Source organism: Pseudacidovorax sp. DMC4, from assembly GCF_056314265.1.
Genome location: NZ_JBQUYR010000007.1, coordinates 66,967 through 80,654 on the forward strand (window position 1 = coordinate 66,967; position 13,688 = coordinate 80,654).

Annotated in this window: 14 protein-coding genes; 4 read left to right on the forward strand and 10 right to left on the reverse strand. The window is 71.6% G+C overall.

Features of this window, described 5'->3' with window-relative positions; translation table 11 throughout:
• Nucleotides 1–21 precede the first annotated feature (21 nt).
• Both ACT54X_RS14300 and ACT54X_RS14305 read right to left on the reverse strand, forming a co-directional pair.
• Nucleotides 22–1,548: a UxaA family hydrolase gene (locus tag ACT54X_RS14300; protein ID WP_476347174.1), complete on the reverse strand. Its 1,527-nt coding sequence runs from the start codon at nt 1,546–1,548 to the stop codon at nt 22–24.
• Nucleotides 1,549–1,603: 55 nt separating this feature from the next.
• Nucleotides 1,604–2,590, reverse strand: a complete 987-nt coding sequence (locus ACT54X_RS14305; protein ID WP_294374323.1) for a tripartite tricarboxylate transporter substrate binding protein — start codon at nt 2,588–2,590, stop codon at nt 1,604–1,606.
• 108 nt (nt 2,591–2,698) lie between these two features.
• Between ACT54X_RS14305 and ACT54X_RS14310 the strand changes: the two genes are divergently transcribed.
• The gene (locus ACT54X_RS14310) at nt 2,699–3,640 is read left to right on the forward strand and encodes a LysR substrate-binding domain-containing protein (RefSeq protein ID WP_476347176.1); all 942 of its coding nucleotides are present in this window, start codon (nt 2,699–2,701) and stop codon (nt 3,638–3,640) included.
• A 52-nt stretch (nt 3,641–3,692) separates the two neighbouring features.
• The gene (locus ACT54X_RS14315; protein WP_294374328.1) at nt 3,693–5,117 is read left to right on the forward strand and encodes a diguanylate cyclase domain-containing protein; all 1,425 of its coding nucleotides are present in this window, start codon (nt 3,693–3,695) and stop codon (nt 5,115–5,117) included.
• Here ACT54X_RS14315 and ACT54X_RS14320 read toward each other — a convergent pair.
• Genes ACT54X_RS14320 through ACT54X_RS14335 form a run of 4 tightly spaced genes read right to left on the reverse strand, consistent with a single transcriptional unit; the run spans nt 5,079 to nt 7,593 of the window.
• Nucleotides 5,079–5,591 (reverse strand): DoxX family protein, encoded by a 513-nt coding sequence (locus ACT54X_RS14320; protein WP_294374331.1) that lies wholly within the window; start codon nt 5,589–5,591, stop codon nt 5,079–5,081. The genes ACT54X_RS14315 and ACT54X_RS14320 overlap by 39 nt on opposite strands.
• Nucleotides 5,588–6,433 (reverse strand): HvfC/BufC N-terminal domain-containing protein, encoded by an 846-nt coding sequence (locus ACT54X_RS14325; RefSeq protein ID WP_294374335.1) that lies wholly within the window; start codon nt 6,431–6,433, stop codon nt 5,588–5,590. Before ACT54X_RS14325 ends, ACT54X_RS14320 begins: the two co-directional genes overlap by 4 nt.
• Nucleotides 6,430–7,284: an MNIO family bufferin maturase gene (gene bufB / locus ACT54X_RS14330; RefSeq protein ID WP_294374339.1), complete on the reverse strand. Its 855-nt coding sequence runs from the start codon at nt 7,282–7,284 to the stop codon at nt 6,430–6,432. The genes ACT54X_RS14325 and bufB overlap by 4 nt, the downstream gene beginning before the upstream one ends.
• Before the next feature lie 18 nt (nt 7,285–7,302).
• Nucleotides 7,303–7,593 carry a BufA1 family periplasmic bufferin-type metallophore gene (locus ACT54X_RS14335; protein WP_294374340.1) on the reverse strand — a complete coding sequence of 97 codons (291 nt, stop codon included), beginning with the start codon at nt 7,591–7,593 and terminating at the stop codon, nt 7,303–7,305.
• 182 nt (nt 7,594–7,775) lie between these two features.
• Between ACT54X_RS14335 and ACT54X_RS14340 the strand changes: the two genes are divergently transcribed.
• Both ACT54X_RS14340 and ACT54X_RS14345 read left to right on the forward strand, forming a co-directional pair.
• Nucleotides 7,776–8,333, forward strand: a complete 558-nt coding sequence (locus ACT54X_RS14340) for a sigma-70 family RNA polymerase sigma factor (protein WP_294374343.1) — start codon at nt 7,776–7,778, stop codon at nt 8,331–8,333.
• Nucleotides 8,330–8,971, forward strand: coding sequence for a DUF1109 domain-containing protein (locus tag ACT54X_RS14345; protein ID WP_294374346.1), 642 nt, complete (start codon nt 8,330–8,332; stop codon nt 8,969–8,971). The genes ACT54X_RS14340 and ACT54X_RS14345 overlap by 4 nt, the downstream gene beginning before the upstream one ends.
• 3 nt (nt 8,972–8,974) lie before the next feature.
• Here the strand turns inward: ACT54X_RS14345 and ACT54X_RS14350 are convergent, their stop codons facing one another.
• The 4 genes from ACT54X_RS14350 to tcuA form a co-directional block, all read right to left on the reverse strand.
• A complete protein-coding gene (locus tag ACT54X_RS14350) occupies nt 8,975–9,931 on the reverse strand; it encodes a LysR substrate-binding domain-containing protein (protein ID WP_476347181.1) in 957 nt (318 codons plus the stop codon).
• A gap of 68 nt (nt 9,932–9,999) precedes the next feature.
• Complete coding sequence (locus ACT54X_RS14355; protein ID WP_476347183.1) at nt 10,000–10,998, reverse strand: Bug family tripartite tricarboxylate transporter substrate binding protein; 999 nt, start codon at nt 10,996–10,998, stop codon at nt 10,000–10,002.
• Between the two features lie 41 nt (nt 10,999–11,039).
• Nucleotides 11,040–12,221 carry a tricarballylate utilization 4Fe-4S protein TcuB gene (gene tcuB, locus ACT54X_RS14360; protein WP_476347185.1) on the reverse strand — a complete coding sequence of 394 codons (1,182 nt, stop codon included), beginning with the start codon at nt 12,219–12,221 and terminating at the stop codon, nt 11,040–11,042.
• Complete coding sequence (tcuA, locus tag ACT54X_RS14365) at nt 12,208–13,665, reverse strand: FAD-dependent tricarballylate dehydrogenase TcuA (RefSeq protein ID WP_294374360.1); 1,458 nt, start codon at nt 13,663–13,665, stop codon at nt 12,208–12,210. Before tcuA ends, tcuB begins: the two co-directional genes overlap by 14 nt.
• Nucleotides 13,666–13,688: the final 23 nt, after the last annotated feature.

The window sequence follows — 13,688 nt, forward strand, 5'->3', positions numbered from 1 at the left end:
GCGGAGCGGCATGGGGGGATGTCAACTCACGATCCCGAGGTGCCAGGGGACGAATTCGTGGTCGCCCAGGCCCAGCGCCTCGCTCTTGGTCTTCTCGCCGCTGGCATGCCGCAGGATCTGCCCGAAGATGCGCTCGCCCATCTGCGCCACGTCCAGCTCGCCGTCGAGCACCAGGCCGCAGTTGATGTCCATGTCCTCTTCCAGCCGGCTGTACATGGCCGTATTGCTGGCCAGCTTGATGGTGGGCGCGGGCTTGCTGCCGAACATGGAGCCGCGGCCGGTGGTGAAGCAGATCAGGTTGGCGCCGCTGGCGATCTGCCCCGTGGTGGCCACCGGGTCGTAGCCGGGCGAGTCCATGAAGACGAAGCCGTGTTCGGTGATCGGCTCGGCGTACTCGTACACCGCCCGCAGCGGCGTGGTGCCGCCCTTCATGGCCGAGCCGAGCGACTTCTCGAAGATGTTGGCCAGGCCGCCGGCCTGGTTGCCCGGGCCCACCACGCCGTTGAACTGGCCGTTGTGGCCGCGGGTGTAGCGCTCCCACCAGGCGAGGCGGTCCAGCAGCTTCTGGCCCACGGCCGGGCTGATGGCACGGCGGGTGAGCATGTATTCGACGCCGTGGATCTCCGGCGTCTCCGACAGGATGGCCGTGCCGCCGTGGCGCACCAGGATGTCCATCGCCGCGCCGAGGGCCGGGTTGGCCGTGATGCCCGAGAAGCCGTCCGACCCCCCGCACTCCAGCCCGATCTTGAGGTGGCTGGCCGGCACCGGCACGCGGTGCACGTCGTTGGCCGCGGGCAGCATCGCTTCCACCGCGCGGATGCCGGCCTCGATGGTGGCGCGGGTGCCGCCCACCTCCTGCATCACGAAGGTCTTCAGGCGCTCGCCGGCGGCCAGGCCCTGCGAGGCGACCAGATCGTCCACCTGATTGCGTTCGCAGCCCAGCCCGACGATCAGCACCGCGGCCAGGTTGGGATGATTGGCATAGCCGGCAATCGTGCGACGCAGCACATCGAAATGCTCACTGGGCGAGGACATGCCGCAGCCGCTGGTCTGCGCGAAGGCCACCACCCCGTCGACGTTCGGATAGGCCGCCAGGCGCTCGGGCGTGAAATGCGCCGCCACACGCTGGATCACCGTGGCCGAGCAGTTGACCGAGGAGATCAGCCCCACGAAGTTGCGGGTGGCCACCCGCCCGTCGGGCCGCACGATGCCCATGAAGCGGGCGCGCTCGGCCTCGGGCAGATAGTCCACCGGCCGCACATCCTGGCCGAAGCCCGGGTCGCGGTCGAAGTCGATGAGCACGATGTTGTGCGAATGCACATGCTCGCCGGCCTCGATGTCGCGCGCGGCGGCGCCGATGACGGTGTCGTACTTGCGCACCGGCTCGCCGGCAGCGATGCGGCGTGCCGCGATCTTGTGGCCCGCCGGCACCTGGGCACGAAGGCACAGCCCCAGCTCCGGCAGCGGCTGGCCCAGCGCCAGGGGCGCGCGGGCGATGAGCACGTTGTCGTTGGCGTGCAGGCGGATCAGGGTGGCGGCGTCGGGCATCGTCGTGGGGCGGGGCGGTTGTGTCGGTCACCCTGGCGGGGCGACCTGCAGGGGTTCAGCTCTTGAGGAGCGCCTTGAGGTTCAGGCGCTCGATGAGCACCTTCTCCTTGTCCACGGTGGCGGCGACGTACTTCTGGTAGTCGGGCGCATCCAGGTACATGAGCGGCGCATCGATGCGGGCGCAGGCTGCGGTGAACTCGGGGCTGGCGGCGGCGGCCTTGAAGGCGCTGCGCAGCCGCGCCAGCACGGGCGCCGGCACGCCGGCGGGGGCGCCGATGCCGTTGGGCGCGTCGACCACCACGTCGTAGCCGGCATCGCGCAGCGTGGGCGTGTCCTTGAACTCGGCCGAGCGCTGCTCGCCCCAGGTGGACAGCAGCCGCAGTTGCCCGGCGCGCACCTGCGGCGCCCAGGAGCTGGAATCGGCCAGCATGTCCACATGACCGCCCATCAGCGCGGCCAGCGCATCGGCACCGCCCTTGAAGGGAATGGCGTTGAACTTCGCGCCGGCCGCCATTGCGAATTCCTCCATGCCCACATGGGTGGCACCGCCGAAGCCGGCCGTGCCGTAGGTGACCAGGCCCGGCCGGGCCTTGGCGTCGGCCACCAGGTCCTTGAGCGTCTTCCAGGGTGCGTTGCTGCGCACCGCGATGCCGAAGGTCTGGCCCGACACGCGGGCGATGTAGCTCAGGTCCTTCAGCGGGTCCACCTGCACCATGCCGAGCTGCGAGAAGCGCGTGACCGAGATCGGGATCTGGCCGATGGTGTAGCCGTCGGGTCTGGCCGAGGCCAGGGCCTTGAGGCCGATCATGCCGGAGGCGCCGGTCTTGTTCTCCACGGCGATGGCCTGGCCCAGCTCGCGCGAGGCGGCGGTGCACAGCGCGCGCATGGTCACGTCGGCGGTGCCGCCGGCCGGCCAGGGGCACAGGAACATGATGGCGCGCTCGGGGTAGTCGGCGGCATGGGCGCTCTGCAGCGCGGGCAGGGCGGTGGCGGCGGCCGTGCCCAGGCTGCCCAGCACGAAATGGCGGCGGGTGGTGTTCATCGCGGTGTCTCCGTTCTTTTGGGGTGCGCCGGATTCTGGGCGGCCGGGCCATGAGAAGCCAATGAAGAAGCGGACTGGCTTCATGCCGTTCTGGTTATGCTCATCGGCATGGCCGACATCGACCGCGTGCTGCGCTCCAACCTCAAGCTCCGGCATCTTCAGCTGCTGGTGGCGCTCGATGAATTCCGGCACCTGGGCCGGGCTGCCGAGTTCCTGTCGGTCACGCAGCCGGCGGTCTCCAAGGTGCTCGCCGAGATCGAGCGCATGTTCGAGCTGCAGCTGTTCACCCGGTCCACGCGTGGCACCGAGCCTACGGCCTACGGTGCCACCGTGGTGCGCTTTGCCCGCTCGGTGCTGGCCGACTACCAGCGCACCCGCGAGGAGATCGCCGCGGTCGCCAGCGGCGGCGCCGGCCGCGTGAGCGTGGGCGCCATGGTGGTGGCCATGCCCGGCCTGCTGGTCGATGCCGTGCGGCTGCTCAAGCAGCGCAGCGCGCTCACCGCCGTGCTGGTGGAGGAGGGCGACCTCACCCGCCTGCTGCCGCGCCTGCGCGTGGGCGAACTGGACCTGATCGTCGGCCGGCTGGAGCCCGGCTATGCCTCGCCCGACCTGGAGACCGAGGCCCTGTACACCGAGCGCATGTGCATCGTGGTGCACCGCGACCACGCCTTCGCCGCGCGTCGACGCAAGCCAAGCTGGGCCGAGCTGGCGGGCCAGCCCTGGGTCATGCCGCCGCCCTGGGCCTCGTCGCGCATCAAGCTCAACCAGCAGTTCTACCGCCACCAGCTGGTGCCGCCGGCGGACGTGGTCGAGACGGCCTCCTTCCTCGCCACCTTCGCCTTCGTCCGCGACCTGCAGGCGGTCGGGTTCGTGGCCGAGACGGTGGCCCGGCGCTTCGAGGCCGAAGGCTTCCATGCCATCGCGCTGCCGGTGCCCATCGAACTGCCGCCGGTCGGCGTCATCACCCTGCGCGGACGGCGCAGGCCACCGGCCGCGGTGCAGCTGCTCGAGTGCCTGCGCGCGGCGACAGTGCGCCACGGCCTACCCTGAGCGCGCCGTGTCCTGGCTAGCATCAGCCGGACGAAGACCTGAGGAGGCGCCCTTGACCAGCACCCACCACGACACCGACCTCGGCATGACCGAAGCAGGACGCCTGCGCGCCCTGGCCGAACTCCAGATCATGGACACGCCGCCCGAAGCGGCCTTCGACGACCTGGCCTGGCTAGCCGCCTCGATCTGCGAGGTGCCTGTCGCGCTTGTCACGCTGGTCGACGCACAGCGCCAATGGTTCAAGGCCCGGTGCGGTCTGGAGATCGAGGGCACCCCGCGCAGCCAGGCCGTATGCAGCCATGCCATCGAACGCTCCGAGCTGCTGGAGATCCCCGACATGCGGGCCGACCGCCGGTTCGCGCACTACGGCCTGGTGGTGGGTCCGCCGCACCTGCGCTTCTACGCCGGCATGCCCATGATCGGCCCGGCCGGCTGGCGCTACGGGACGCTGTGTGTCATGGACCGTCAGCCGCGCAGGCTCGACGAGCGGCAGCAGGAAGCGCTGCGGCGCCTGGCGGCACGGGCGGCCGACCTGCTCGAAAGCCGCCGCCTGCGCATCCTGGGTGAGAGCCGCGCCGCCGCCATCGCCGAACTGCTGGAGGCGCTGCCCGACGGCGTGGTGACCTGCGATGGCAGCGGCACGCTGCAGGAGTTCAACAAGACGGCGCGCGATTGGCACGGCGTCGATCCCCGTGCGTTGCCGCCAGCGCAGTGGCCGGCCTACTTCGGCCTGTGCGAGGCCGACGGCCGCACCCTGCTGGCGCCCGAGCGGGTGCCGCTCGCCCGGGCCTATGCGGGCGAGAAGGTGCGGGGCCAGGCCATCGTGATCCGCACACCGGGCATGGAGCCGCGCACCGTGAGCTGCAATGCGAGCCCGCTGCGCGCGCCCGACGGCCACAGCCTGGGGGCGGTGTGCACCATGCACGACATCACCACCCAGGCGCATGAATCCCGCCAGATGGAGGTGTTGGCCATGACCGATGCGCTCACCGGCCTGCCCAACCGCATGGCTTGGTTCGCCGAGCTGGAACGGGCCCTGGCGCGCGCCCGGCGTGCGGGCGTCGCGGCGGTGGTGGCCTTCATCGACCTGAACGGCTTCAAGGACATCAACGATGCCCATGGCCACGCGGTGGGTGACGCGGTGCTGCGCGAATGTGCGCACCGCCTGCAGAGCGCATGCCGCCAGGGCGACTACATCGCGCGGCTGGCGGGCGATGAGTTCGTGCTCTTCCTGGACCACGCCAATCCGGCAGCGGTGGACCTGGCCGCGATGGCGCAGCGCATCCAGGCAGCCCTGGGTGCGCCCTTGCATATTGCCGGGCGGGTGCTGGCCGTCGGCTGCAGCATCGGCTTCGCCACCGCCACTGCCGACCAGGCGAGTGCGGAACACCTGCTGCACCAGGCCGACGCCGCCATGTATCGGGCCAAGCGCGACAAGTCAGTGCCTTTCGTGGTGGTCGACGCCGCGCAGCCCTGAGCCGGCCGGGCGACCACGCCGGTGCTGCAGCCAGCCGTCGACCGACCAGCGGCCGCCGCCATGCACCAGCAGGTACAGCAGCAGCCCCGCCCACGACAGGTGCGTCGGCCAGGCGGACGGGTAGACGAAGAGCTGGATCACCAGCGTCATGCCCAGCAGCCCCAGCGTCGGCAGGCGGGTGAACAGGCCCATCACCAGCAGCAGGGGCAGCACATGCTCGGCTGTGGCGGCCATCTGCGCGGCCAGCTCGGGCGGCAGCAGCGGCAGCCGGTATTCCGTGCGGAACAGCTCGTAGGCGCTGTCGTTGATGTGGAACCAGCCGTCGACCTTGGTGCGGCCGGACTGCCAGAAGATCGCCGCGACGGCCACGCGGTCGATCAGCGCGAGGGCGTCGTGCCAGGCGGCGCGTCGGCCGAAGGCGGCGAGGCGCTCGCCCAGGGTGGTGGGAGGAAGGGGCACAGCGATCGGGTTCATGGTTCGGTCGTCCAGGTGAGGTCGAGACACAGCGCCTGCCAGCCCAGCAACTGGCCGATGAGCGGGGCGATGGCGCAGCCGGGTTCCGCATCCAGGGCGAGGGCGGTGGCTTCGACCAGCGGCTGTCGCCGGGCACAGGCGTCGAGGAAGGCACAGCCGCCGCGGCCCAGCGCATGCCACTCGACCGTGTCACCCGGCCGCACGAGCAGTGCGCCGTCGGGCTGCCAGGGCAGCTGCGCCAGGGCCGCTTCGTCCGTCCCGGCCCGTGCGGCCTGCCAGATCGCGAAGGCCGGCGTGTCGGCATGCCAGGTCCAGCGAGCCGAAGGCAGCGGCTGCAAGCGCAGGGCGCCCAGGGCCGAGGGCGCCAGTCGCGCGAGGACGGCGGCATCCACCGCCTGCGCGTCGGATGCCTGGTGGGCGTCCAGCCACAGCCGGTCGAGCCGGCACACCGCGCCCAGCCAGGGCAGGCCGGCGGTGGACGGCAGCCCGGCCAGGAAGTCGGGCAGGCCGTCGCCGTAGCGCATCAGGCTGGCCTCGGTGGGCAATTCGTGCTGCAGGTATTCGGCGGCGGCGCTGCGCAGCCAGTCCTCGCCCACCAGCCGTGCCGTGGCTGGATGGTTGGCGATGAGCGCGTCGATGCAGGCACGGCGGAAGCCATTGCGGTAGACGGCCAGGCCGGGTTGGGCTGCCAGCGGGCCTTCGGCGTGGGGCGCGAGCAGGGCGGCGTGCAACAGGTGCTCGAAGTCCTCGGCGGCGTCGCCGGCGCAGCCCGTCCTGGCACGAGACGCTTCGTCGTCGCCAGCCTTGCGGACCCGCGCAACGACGGCAGGCCGGGCGCTCACGCCAGGGCCTCCTGCCTGGACGCTTCATCCAGGCACTGCTGCGCCTGGGTGCGCTCGGCCATCAGGTCGGCGAAGGCGGGCACGTCGCCGTCGCGCTCCAGCAGTACGGGCCGTGGTCCGTGCCGGCGCAGAAAGTGCCGGAGCAGGGCCCACACTTCGGGCGCCACGGCGCGGTCGTGGGTGTCCACGAGCAGGGCATCGCCATGCACCGGGTCGGGCGAATGGCCGGCGATGTGCAGCTCCATCACCGCCTCGGCCGGAAAGCCGTCGATGTAGGCCTGCGCGTCCTGGCCCAGGTTGCGGCAGGACACGTGCACGTTGTTCACGTCCAGCAGCAGGCCGCAGCCGGTGCGGGCGACCAACTCGGCCAGGAAGTCGATCTCGGTCCAGGCATGGCCTTGCAGGCGAAGGTAGTGCGACGGGTTCTCGATGGCCAGGCGGCGGCCCAACGTCTGCTGCGCCTGGTCCACACGCTCGGCCAGGCGGGCCAGGGCGGCGTCGGTACGCAGCACGGGCAGCAGGTCGGGCAGGTAGCGGCCGCCCGCGCGCGACCAGGCCAGGTGCTCGGAGACCAAAACCGGCTGCAGCCGGTCCACCAGCGCGCGCAGGCGCCGCAGGTGGGCTTCGTCGAGCGGCTCGGTGCCGCCCAGCGACATCGCCACGCCGTGCAGCGACAGCGGATGCCGCGCGCCGATGCGCTCCAGCCAGGCCAGGCGCGGGCCGCCGTCGACCATGTAGTTCTCGGGATGCACCTCGAACCACAGGCCTTCGGCATCGGCGGGGAGCGCCTCGTCGAAATGCTGCGGCTTGAGGCCCAGGCCCGCGCCGGGTTGCGATGGCGGTTGCGGCATGGCGATGCGGCCTGGCGATCAGGACTTCATCGGCGTCAGCGAGCCCATGCCCTTGGGCGTCTTCATGCTGGTGCAGGTGCCGGCCGGCACGTTCTTCCAGGCGTTGGCCTGGTAGTCGACCTTGGAGGTGCCGGCGCAGGTGGTGCCGGGGCCGGCGGCGCAGTCGTTCTTGCCGGCCAGGGCGACGCCGTAGCACTTCTCCATCTTGGCCATGCTGTCGGCGGGCTTGCTGTCCTGCGCATGGGCGATGCCACCGGCCAGGGCGGCGAGCAGGAAGGCGGTGGAGGCGAGGGGGCGGGTCGAGGTCATGGTGAAGGCTCCTGATGAAAAGGTTGAAGGTCGGAATCGGCACCGCCATCGCGGCGACCGTCTGCTAGTTCCGTCCCGGCGCGGCGGCCGTTACGCGGCGGCACAATCGCCGACGAAAAAATAAAAGCGCCGCGCCTGTAACCCGCAGGCCCGCCGAGGCGAATGGAAAGAGGCCTGTCCGAATGAGTACCGCCGAAGCCCATCTGCGCATGCTGTTCCTTCGGGGACTCGATGGCGATGCAGCCGCCTACCGCCAGTTCCTGTCCGAGCTGGCGGCGCACCTGCGCGCCTTTCTGCGGCGGCGCCTGTTCGGCTGGCCCGACGACGTCGAGGACCTGGTCCAGGAGTGCCTTCTTGCCATGCACAACCAGCGACACACCTACCTGCGCGACCATCCGGTGACGGCCTGGGCGCATGCCATCGCCCGCCACAAGCTGATCGATCACCTGCGCCAGAAGTCCTCGCGCGAGGCCTTGCACGAGCCGCTGGACGACGCGCTCGAACTGGTGGCCGACTCGGACACCGACGCGCAGGAGGCGCGCCGCGACCTGCTGGTGCTGCTGGAGACGCTGCCCGACCGCCACCGCCTGCCCATCGTGCACACCAAGCTGCAGGGCCTGTCGGTGGCCGAGACGGCGCAGCTGACCGGCATGTCCGAATCGGCCGTGAAGGTGGGCGTGCACCGCGGCCTCAAGGCCCTGGCCGCCCGGCTCGGCATCGACAAGGAGGCGGCCGCATGAAGACCGATGACCTGGTGACCCTGCTGGCGCAGGACGCGGCGCCGGTGCCTGCGGGCGCCAACGCGCGCCGCCTGTGGCTGGCACTCGCCTGCAGCCTGCCGCTGTCGCTGCTGATCATGCAGGCAGGCTACGGCATGCGCGGCGACCTGTGGCGCGTGATGGTGCTGCCCATGCTGTGGGTCAAGCTGGCCGTGTCGCTGTGCGTGGCGGCGGCCGGGCTGCTGATGGTGCGGCGCCTGGCCAGCCCGGGCGTGGGGCCGGGCCGCGCCGGCTGGCTGGCCGTGGTGGCGGTCGGCCTGCTGTGGGCGCTGGCCGTGTGGCGCTGGATCGACATGCCGCAGACCGTGCGCATGCCGGCCCTGATGGGCCAGACCTGGCGCACCTGCGTGGTCAATATCGGCCTGATCGGGCTGCCCGTGTTCGTGGCCGCCTTCTGGATGCTGCGCGGCATGGCCGCCACGCGGCCGCGCCGCGCGGGGGCCGCGGCCGGCCTGCTGGCCGGCGGCGCGGGCGCCACGGTGTATGCGCTGCACTGCCCCGAGCTGACGGCGCCCTTCCTGGCCACCTGGTACGTGCTCGGGATGCTGCTGCCGGTGGCTGCCGGCGCCGTGCTGGGGCCGCGGCTGCTGCGCTGGTGAGCGTCAGACGAGCGTGACGCCCGCCCAGCGGCCGTCCTCGACCAGCGCGCGCACGCTGTCGCGCATCACGCCGCGCGCCGCCAGCACGGCGGGTGCCAGCTCTTCGTCGGCTCGGCTGCACAGCAGGTTGACGCGGCGGGCCACCGGTGCATCCAGCCGCGCGTGGTGGAAGCGCCGGTCGGCATCCGGATAGCGACCCAGCGCGGCCCAGGGCTGCAGCGTGGCGCCCAGGCCCGCGTCCACGGCGGCCATCACCATCGCCAGCGAATCCACCTCCAGCGCCACCTGCGGCGCGATGCCTGCGCGGTCGAAGGCGGCGTCGATGGCACTGCGCAGCCCGTGCGGGCCGGTGGGCAGGATCAGCGGCTCGGTGCGCAGCGCCTCGATGTCGACCTCCGGCGGCAGGGCGGGCTGGCTGATCGACCGGATCAGGAACAGCGCTTCCTCCATCAGCGGCAGCACCTGCCAGCCGCGGCCCGCGCCGCCCGCCGGCTCGTGCAGCGCCAGCGCATCGGGCCGGTGGCCGAAGAGGATCGCGAGGTCCAGCTCGCGGGCGCGCAGCATGGCCGCCAGGTGGCCCGACATGCCCTCGACCATGTGCAGCCGTACTTCGGGATAGCGCTCGCGCATGGCCTGCATCAGCGGCAGGCCCAGCAGCGCCGACGTGGTGGGGGCCAGACCGATGCTCACGCTGCCCGACAGCCGCGCCTGCTGTGCCGAGCGCACGGCCTGCTCCGCATGTCGCAGGGTCAGCTTGGCCTCATGGAAGAAGGCGAGCCCCGCCTCGGTGGGCGTGACGCCCTGCGGCGTGCGCTGCAGCAGCCGCGTGGCCAGCTCGCCTTCGAGGCGCGAGACCTGCTGGCTGAGTGCCGACTGCACCACGTCCAGCTCCAGGGCGGCGCGGCTCATCGAGCCGGCTTCAACGATGCGGACGAAGTAACGCAGCTGGCGCAGTTCCATGGCCCGCGATTGTCCTCACCGGCCGGCGCGCCGTCGCTGCGCCGTGACAAGGGGCTGCCCGCCCGCCCTCATTCCGCCGTCAGCTTGCGTGCGCGGGCGATGGCGCCCCACTGGTCGTATTCCTTGCGCATGAAGCCCGCAAACTCGGCGCGCGTGGTCGGTTGGGGCGTCAGCCCGTGCTTGGTGAGCGCCTCGCTCACTGCCGGGTCGTTCAGCACCTTGACGATCTCGCGGTTCCAGCCGTCGAGGATGGGCGCGGGCGTCTTGCCGGGCGCGACGAAGGCATACCAGTTGAGCGCCTCGAAGCCCGGGTAGCCCGATTCCGCCATGGTCGGGATGTTGGGCAGGTAGGCCGGCCGCTTGAGGCTGGTGGTGGCCAGCGGGATCAGCGTGCCCGCCTCCACATGCGGCATGGCCGTGGGCGGTGCGGCGAAGTACGAGGCGATGCGCTCGCCCAGCAGGTCCTGCAGCGCGGGCGCGCCGCCCTTGTAGGGCACGTGCACCATGTTCACGCCGGCCCGCTGGTTGAACAGCTCGCCCGCCAGGTGCGAGGCCGAGCCCGCGCCGGTGGAGGCGAAGTCGATGCTCTTGCGCTTGGCGAGCGCGACGAACTCCTGCAGGTTGTGCACGCCCAGGCCCTTGTGCACCACCAGCACGTTGGGAAAGTACACGCCGCCCGAGACGGGCGCCAGGTCCTTGAACGGGTCGTAGCTCAGCTTCATGAGGTGCGGCGCGATGGTCAGGGGCCCGACCGAGCCGAAGAGCAGCACCGTGCCGTCGGTGCGCTGGCCGGCCACGTACTGGTGCGCGATGTTGCCGCCGGCTCCGGCCTTGTTGTCCACGATGACGGGCTGTCCGATGTTCTCGGACAGCTTCTTGGCGATCAGCCGCGCGGCGGCATCGGCCGCGCCGCCGGGGGCGAAGCCCACCACCAGCGTGACCGGCTTGCGGGGCGGAAAGTCCTGCGCCTGGGCGGTGGCGTGAAGGGCGGGCAGCAGCGCTGCGCCGCCCAGGGCGGTGCAGGCCAGGCGCGCCAGCAGGGCGCGGCGGTGGGTGGAAGTCCTCATGGTGTCTCCGAGCAAGGTCTGGAAAGGGGAAGGCGCGGGCGTCATTCGCCGCCGGCCGCTGCCGGGTTGGGCAGCCGCTTTTCGACGGCGAAGCGCAGCAGCGCGGCGCTGCGGAAGATGCCGTGGGCGAACTTGCCGTAGGGCAGGGTGGCGAACAGCGCCATCACCGCACCCAGGTGCAGGCACAAGGTCAGCGGCATGGCAGCGCTGCCGCGGGCCAGCCACAGCGCGAGGCCGCTGGCGCTGGTGAGGAACAGCAGCGCGATGAAACCGCGGTCCATCGGCCGCTGGGCCGCATCGCCGTGGAGGGGGTGGCGCCGCAGGTGCAGCCAGCCCAGTCCGGCGCTTCCGGCCATCAGCATCACGCCGCCGACGGCACCCAGCAGCTTCGGCAGGCTGGGCAGGTCGTAGGGCGCGGGCAGGCCCAGCGCATAGTGGTACAGCGTGGCCACGGCCGTGGCCGCGAAGCACAGCAGGAAGCCGTAGAAGGTGAGGTGGTGGAAGCGCCGCCGCGCCAGCGTGGGACCATCGTCGGCCTCGTGGCAGCCTTCGCCATGGCCGCCGTCCAGGTAGCGCAATTGCGCGATGGCCGCCGCGGCCTCGGCACCGGCCGGGCCGCTCACGGCCACTGCGCCGGTCACTGGCGTCACGGCCCGCCAGAAGCGCCGCACGCCCAGCGCCAGCGCCAGCACCGCGAACAGGAACACGGGCGCGAACAGGCCCACCATCAGGTTGTGCGGGAACAGGTCGTAGAAATTTCCGCCCGCAGGCATGGCCCGCCACAGCCCGCCCCTCAGGGCCACGGCCAGCGCCAGGAACAACCCCAGGCCCAGCGCCAGGGCCACCGACAGAGTGAGGCCGTTGCGCTCGTACAGCCGGCCCAGGGCCGGCGGCCAGGCGTAGTCCTGGTAGGTGCGGGCCCGCACCCGGGCCATGGCCTGCGGCACGTTGACCGCGAAGGCATGCGGCGGTGCGTACTGGCAGGCATGCAGGCAGGCGCCGCAGTTATGGCAGAGGTTGGCCAGGTAGTGCACGTCGGCCACCGGAAAGGCCAGCCGCCGCGTCATGGCCGGGAAGACGGCGCAGAAGCCTTCGCAGTAGCGGCAGGCATTGCAGATCTGCAGCTGGCGGGCCACCTCGTCCTCGGCGGCGGTGGAGGCCGGCACCACCTCGCCCAGCGCCAGCTGCCGGGCCTCCTTGACCATGGCATCAAGCGCTTGCATGGGTGTCTCTTTCCTTGTCGTCGGCGATCACGTTCGCCAGGGTGCGTGGCGGCTGCTGCCGGGCGGCGCGGGCGGCGTTCTGGCCGGCGATGCGGCCGAAGGCCGTGCCGATGCTCATGCCCACGCCCGCGGTGTAGCCCTTGCCCAGCACGTTGCCGGCCATCATTTCGCCGGCCACGAAGAGGTTGGCGCTCGGCACGCCGCCGAAGCGCACGGCCGCGGTGTCGTCGGTGCGCAGTCCCAGGTAGGTGAAGGTCACACCGGGCCGCACCGCATAGCCGTAGAACGGCGCCTGCACGATGGGCCGTGCCCAGTGCGTCTTAGCGGGCGCCAGGCCTTCGGTGTGGCAGTCGTCCAGCACGGTGTGGTCGAAGCGGCCCACGCGGCAGGCGGCGTTGTAGGCCTCCAGCGTGCGCATAAAGGCCTCGACCGGCAGGCCCAGCTGGGTGGCCAGCTCGGGCAGGCTGTCGGCCTTCACGCCCGGGAACACCGGCGGCATGAAGCGGCCGATGGCCTGGCTGTCGATGATCGAGTAGCCGATCTGCCCCGGCTGCATGGCCACCAGCCGGCCCCAGATGGCATAGCGCTTGGGCCAGAAGTCCTCGCCCTCGTCGTAGAAGCGCTCGCCCTCGCGGTTGACCACCACGCCCAGCGACACGCAGTCGATGCGGGTGCAGATGCCACCGTCGTACAGCGGCGCGCGGGCATCGATGGCCACCATGTGGGCCTGGGTGGGGTCGCCGATGCGGTCGGCGCCCTGCGCGTCCAGCAGGTGGCGCAGCAGCACGCCCTGGTTGTAGGCCGTGCCGCGGATCAGGAAGTTGTCGGAGGGGAACTCACCGCGCGCATTGCGGCCCCAGGCCTCGCGCAGCCAGTCGCGGTTGGACTCGAAGCCGCCCGCCGCGAGCACGCAGCTGCGGGCCGCGATGCGTTCGCCCGCTGCCGTGTGGGCGGCCACGAAGCGGCCGTCCTCGATCTCCAGCTGCGCGACCGGTGCCTCGTAGCGCACCTGCACGCCCAGCGCCTCGGCGCTGCGGTAGTAGGCATTGACCAGCGCCTTGCCGCCGCCCATGAAGAAGGCGTTGGTGCGCGCCACATGCAGCGCGCCCGACAGCGGCGGCTGGAAGTGCACGCCGTGGCGCCGCATCCAGGGCCGGCAGTGGCCCGAATGGCGAATGGCCAGCCGCGCCAGCGGCTCCTGCGTCTGGCCGCCGGTGACCTTGAGCAGGTCTTGCCAGAACTCCTCTTCCGGGTAGGCATCGACCAGCACGTCCTGCGGCGCATCGTGCATGCAGCGCAGGTTGCGGGTGTGGGCGGAATTGCCGCCGCGCCAGGCACGGGGCGCGGCCTCCAGCAGCAGCACGCTGGCGCCGGCCTCGCGTGCCATCAGCGCGGCGCACAGCGCGGCATTGCCGCCGCCGATGACGAGCACGTCGGGTTGCATCGTGGGACTGTCTCTTCCTTGGT

Coding starts and splice junctions, on each gene's coding strand:
- tcuA (WP_294374360.1), bottom strand. CDS start 13,665: ATGCAACCCGACGTGCTCGTCATCGGCGGCGGCAATGCCGCGCTGTGC.
- ACT54X_RS14320 (WP_294374331.1), bottom strand. CDS start 5,591: ATGAACCCGATCGCTGTGCCCCTTCCTCCCACCACCCTGGGCGAGCGC.
- ACT54X_RS14305 (WP_294374323.1), bottom strand. CDS start 2,590: ATGAACACCACCCGCCGCCATTTCGTGCTGGGCAGCCTGGGCACGGCC.
- ACT54X_RS14355 (WP_476347183.1), bottom strand. CDS start 10,998: ATGAGGACTTCCACCCACCGCCGCGCCCTGCTGGCGCGCCTGGCCTGC.
- ACT54X_RS14340 (WP_294374343.1), top strand. CDS start 7,776: ATGAGTACCGCCGAAGCCCATCTGCGCATGCTGTTCCTTCGGGGACTC.
- ACT54X_RS14310 (WP_476347176.1), top strand. CDS start 2,699: ATGGCCGACATCGACCGCGTGCTGCGCTCCAACCTCAAGCTCCGGCAT.
- bufB (WP_294374339.1), bottom strand. CDS start 7,284: ATGCCGCAACCGCCATCGCAACCCGGCGCGGGCCTGGGCCTCAAGCCG.
- ACT54X_RS14345 (WP_294374346.1), top strand. CDS start 8,330: ATGAAGACCGATGACCTGGTGACCCTGCTGGCGCAGGACGCGGCGCCG.
- tcuB (WP_476347185.1), bottom strand. CDS start 12,221: ATGCAAGCGCTTGATGCCATGGTCAAGGAGGCCCGGCAGCTGGCGCTG.
- ACT54X_RS14350 (WP_476347181.1), bottom strand. CDS start 9,931: ATGGAACTGCGCCAGCTGCGTTACTTCGTCCGCATCGTTGAAGCCGGC.
- ACT54X_RS14300 (WP_476347174.1), bottom strand. CDS start 1,548: ATGCCCGACGCCGCCACCCTGATCCGCCTGCACGCCAACGACAACGTG.
- ACT54X_RS14335 (WP_294374340.1), bottom strand. CDS start 7,593: ATGACCTCGACCCGCCCCCTCGCCTCCACCGCCTTCCTGCTCGCCGCC.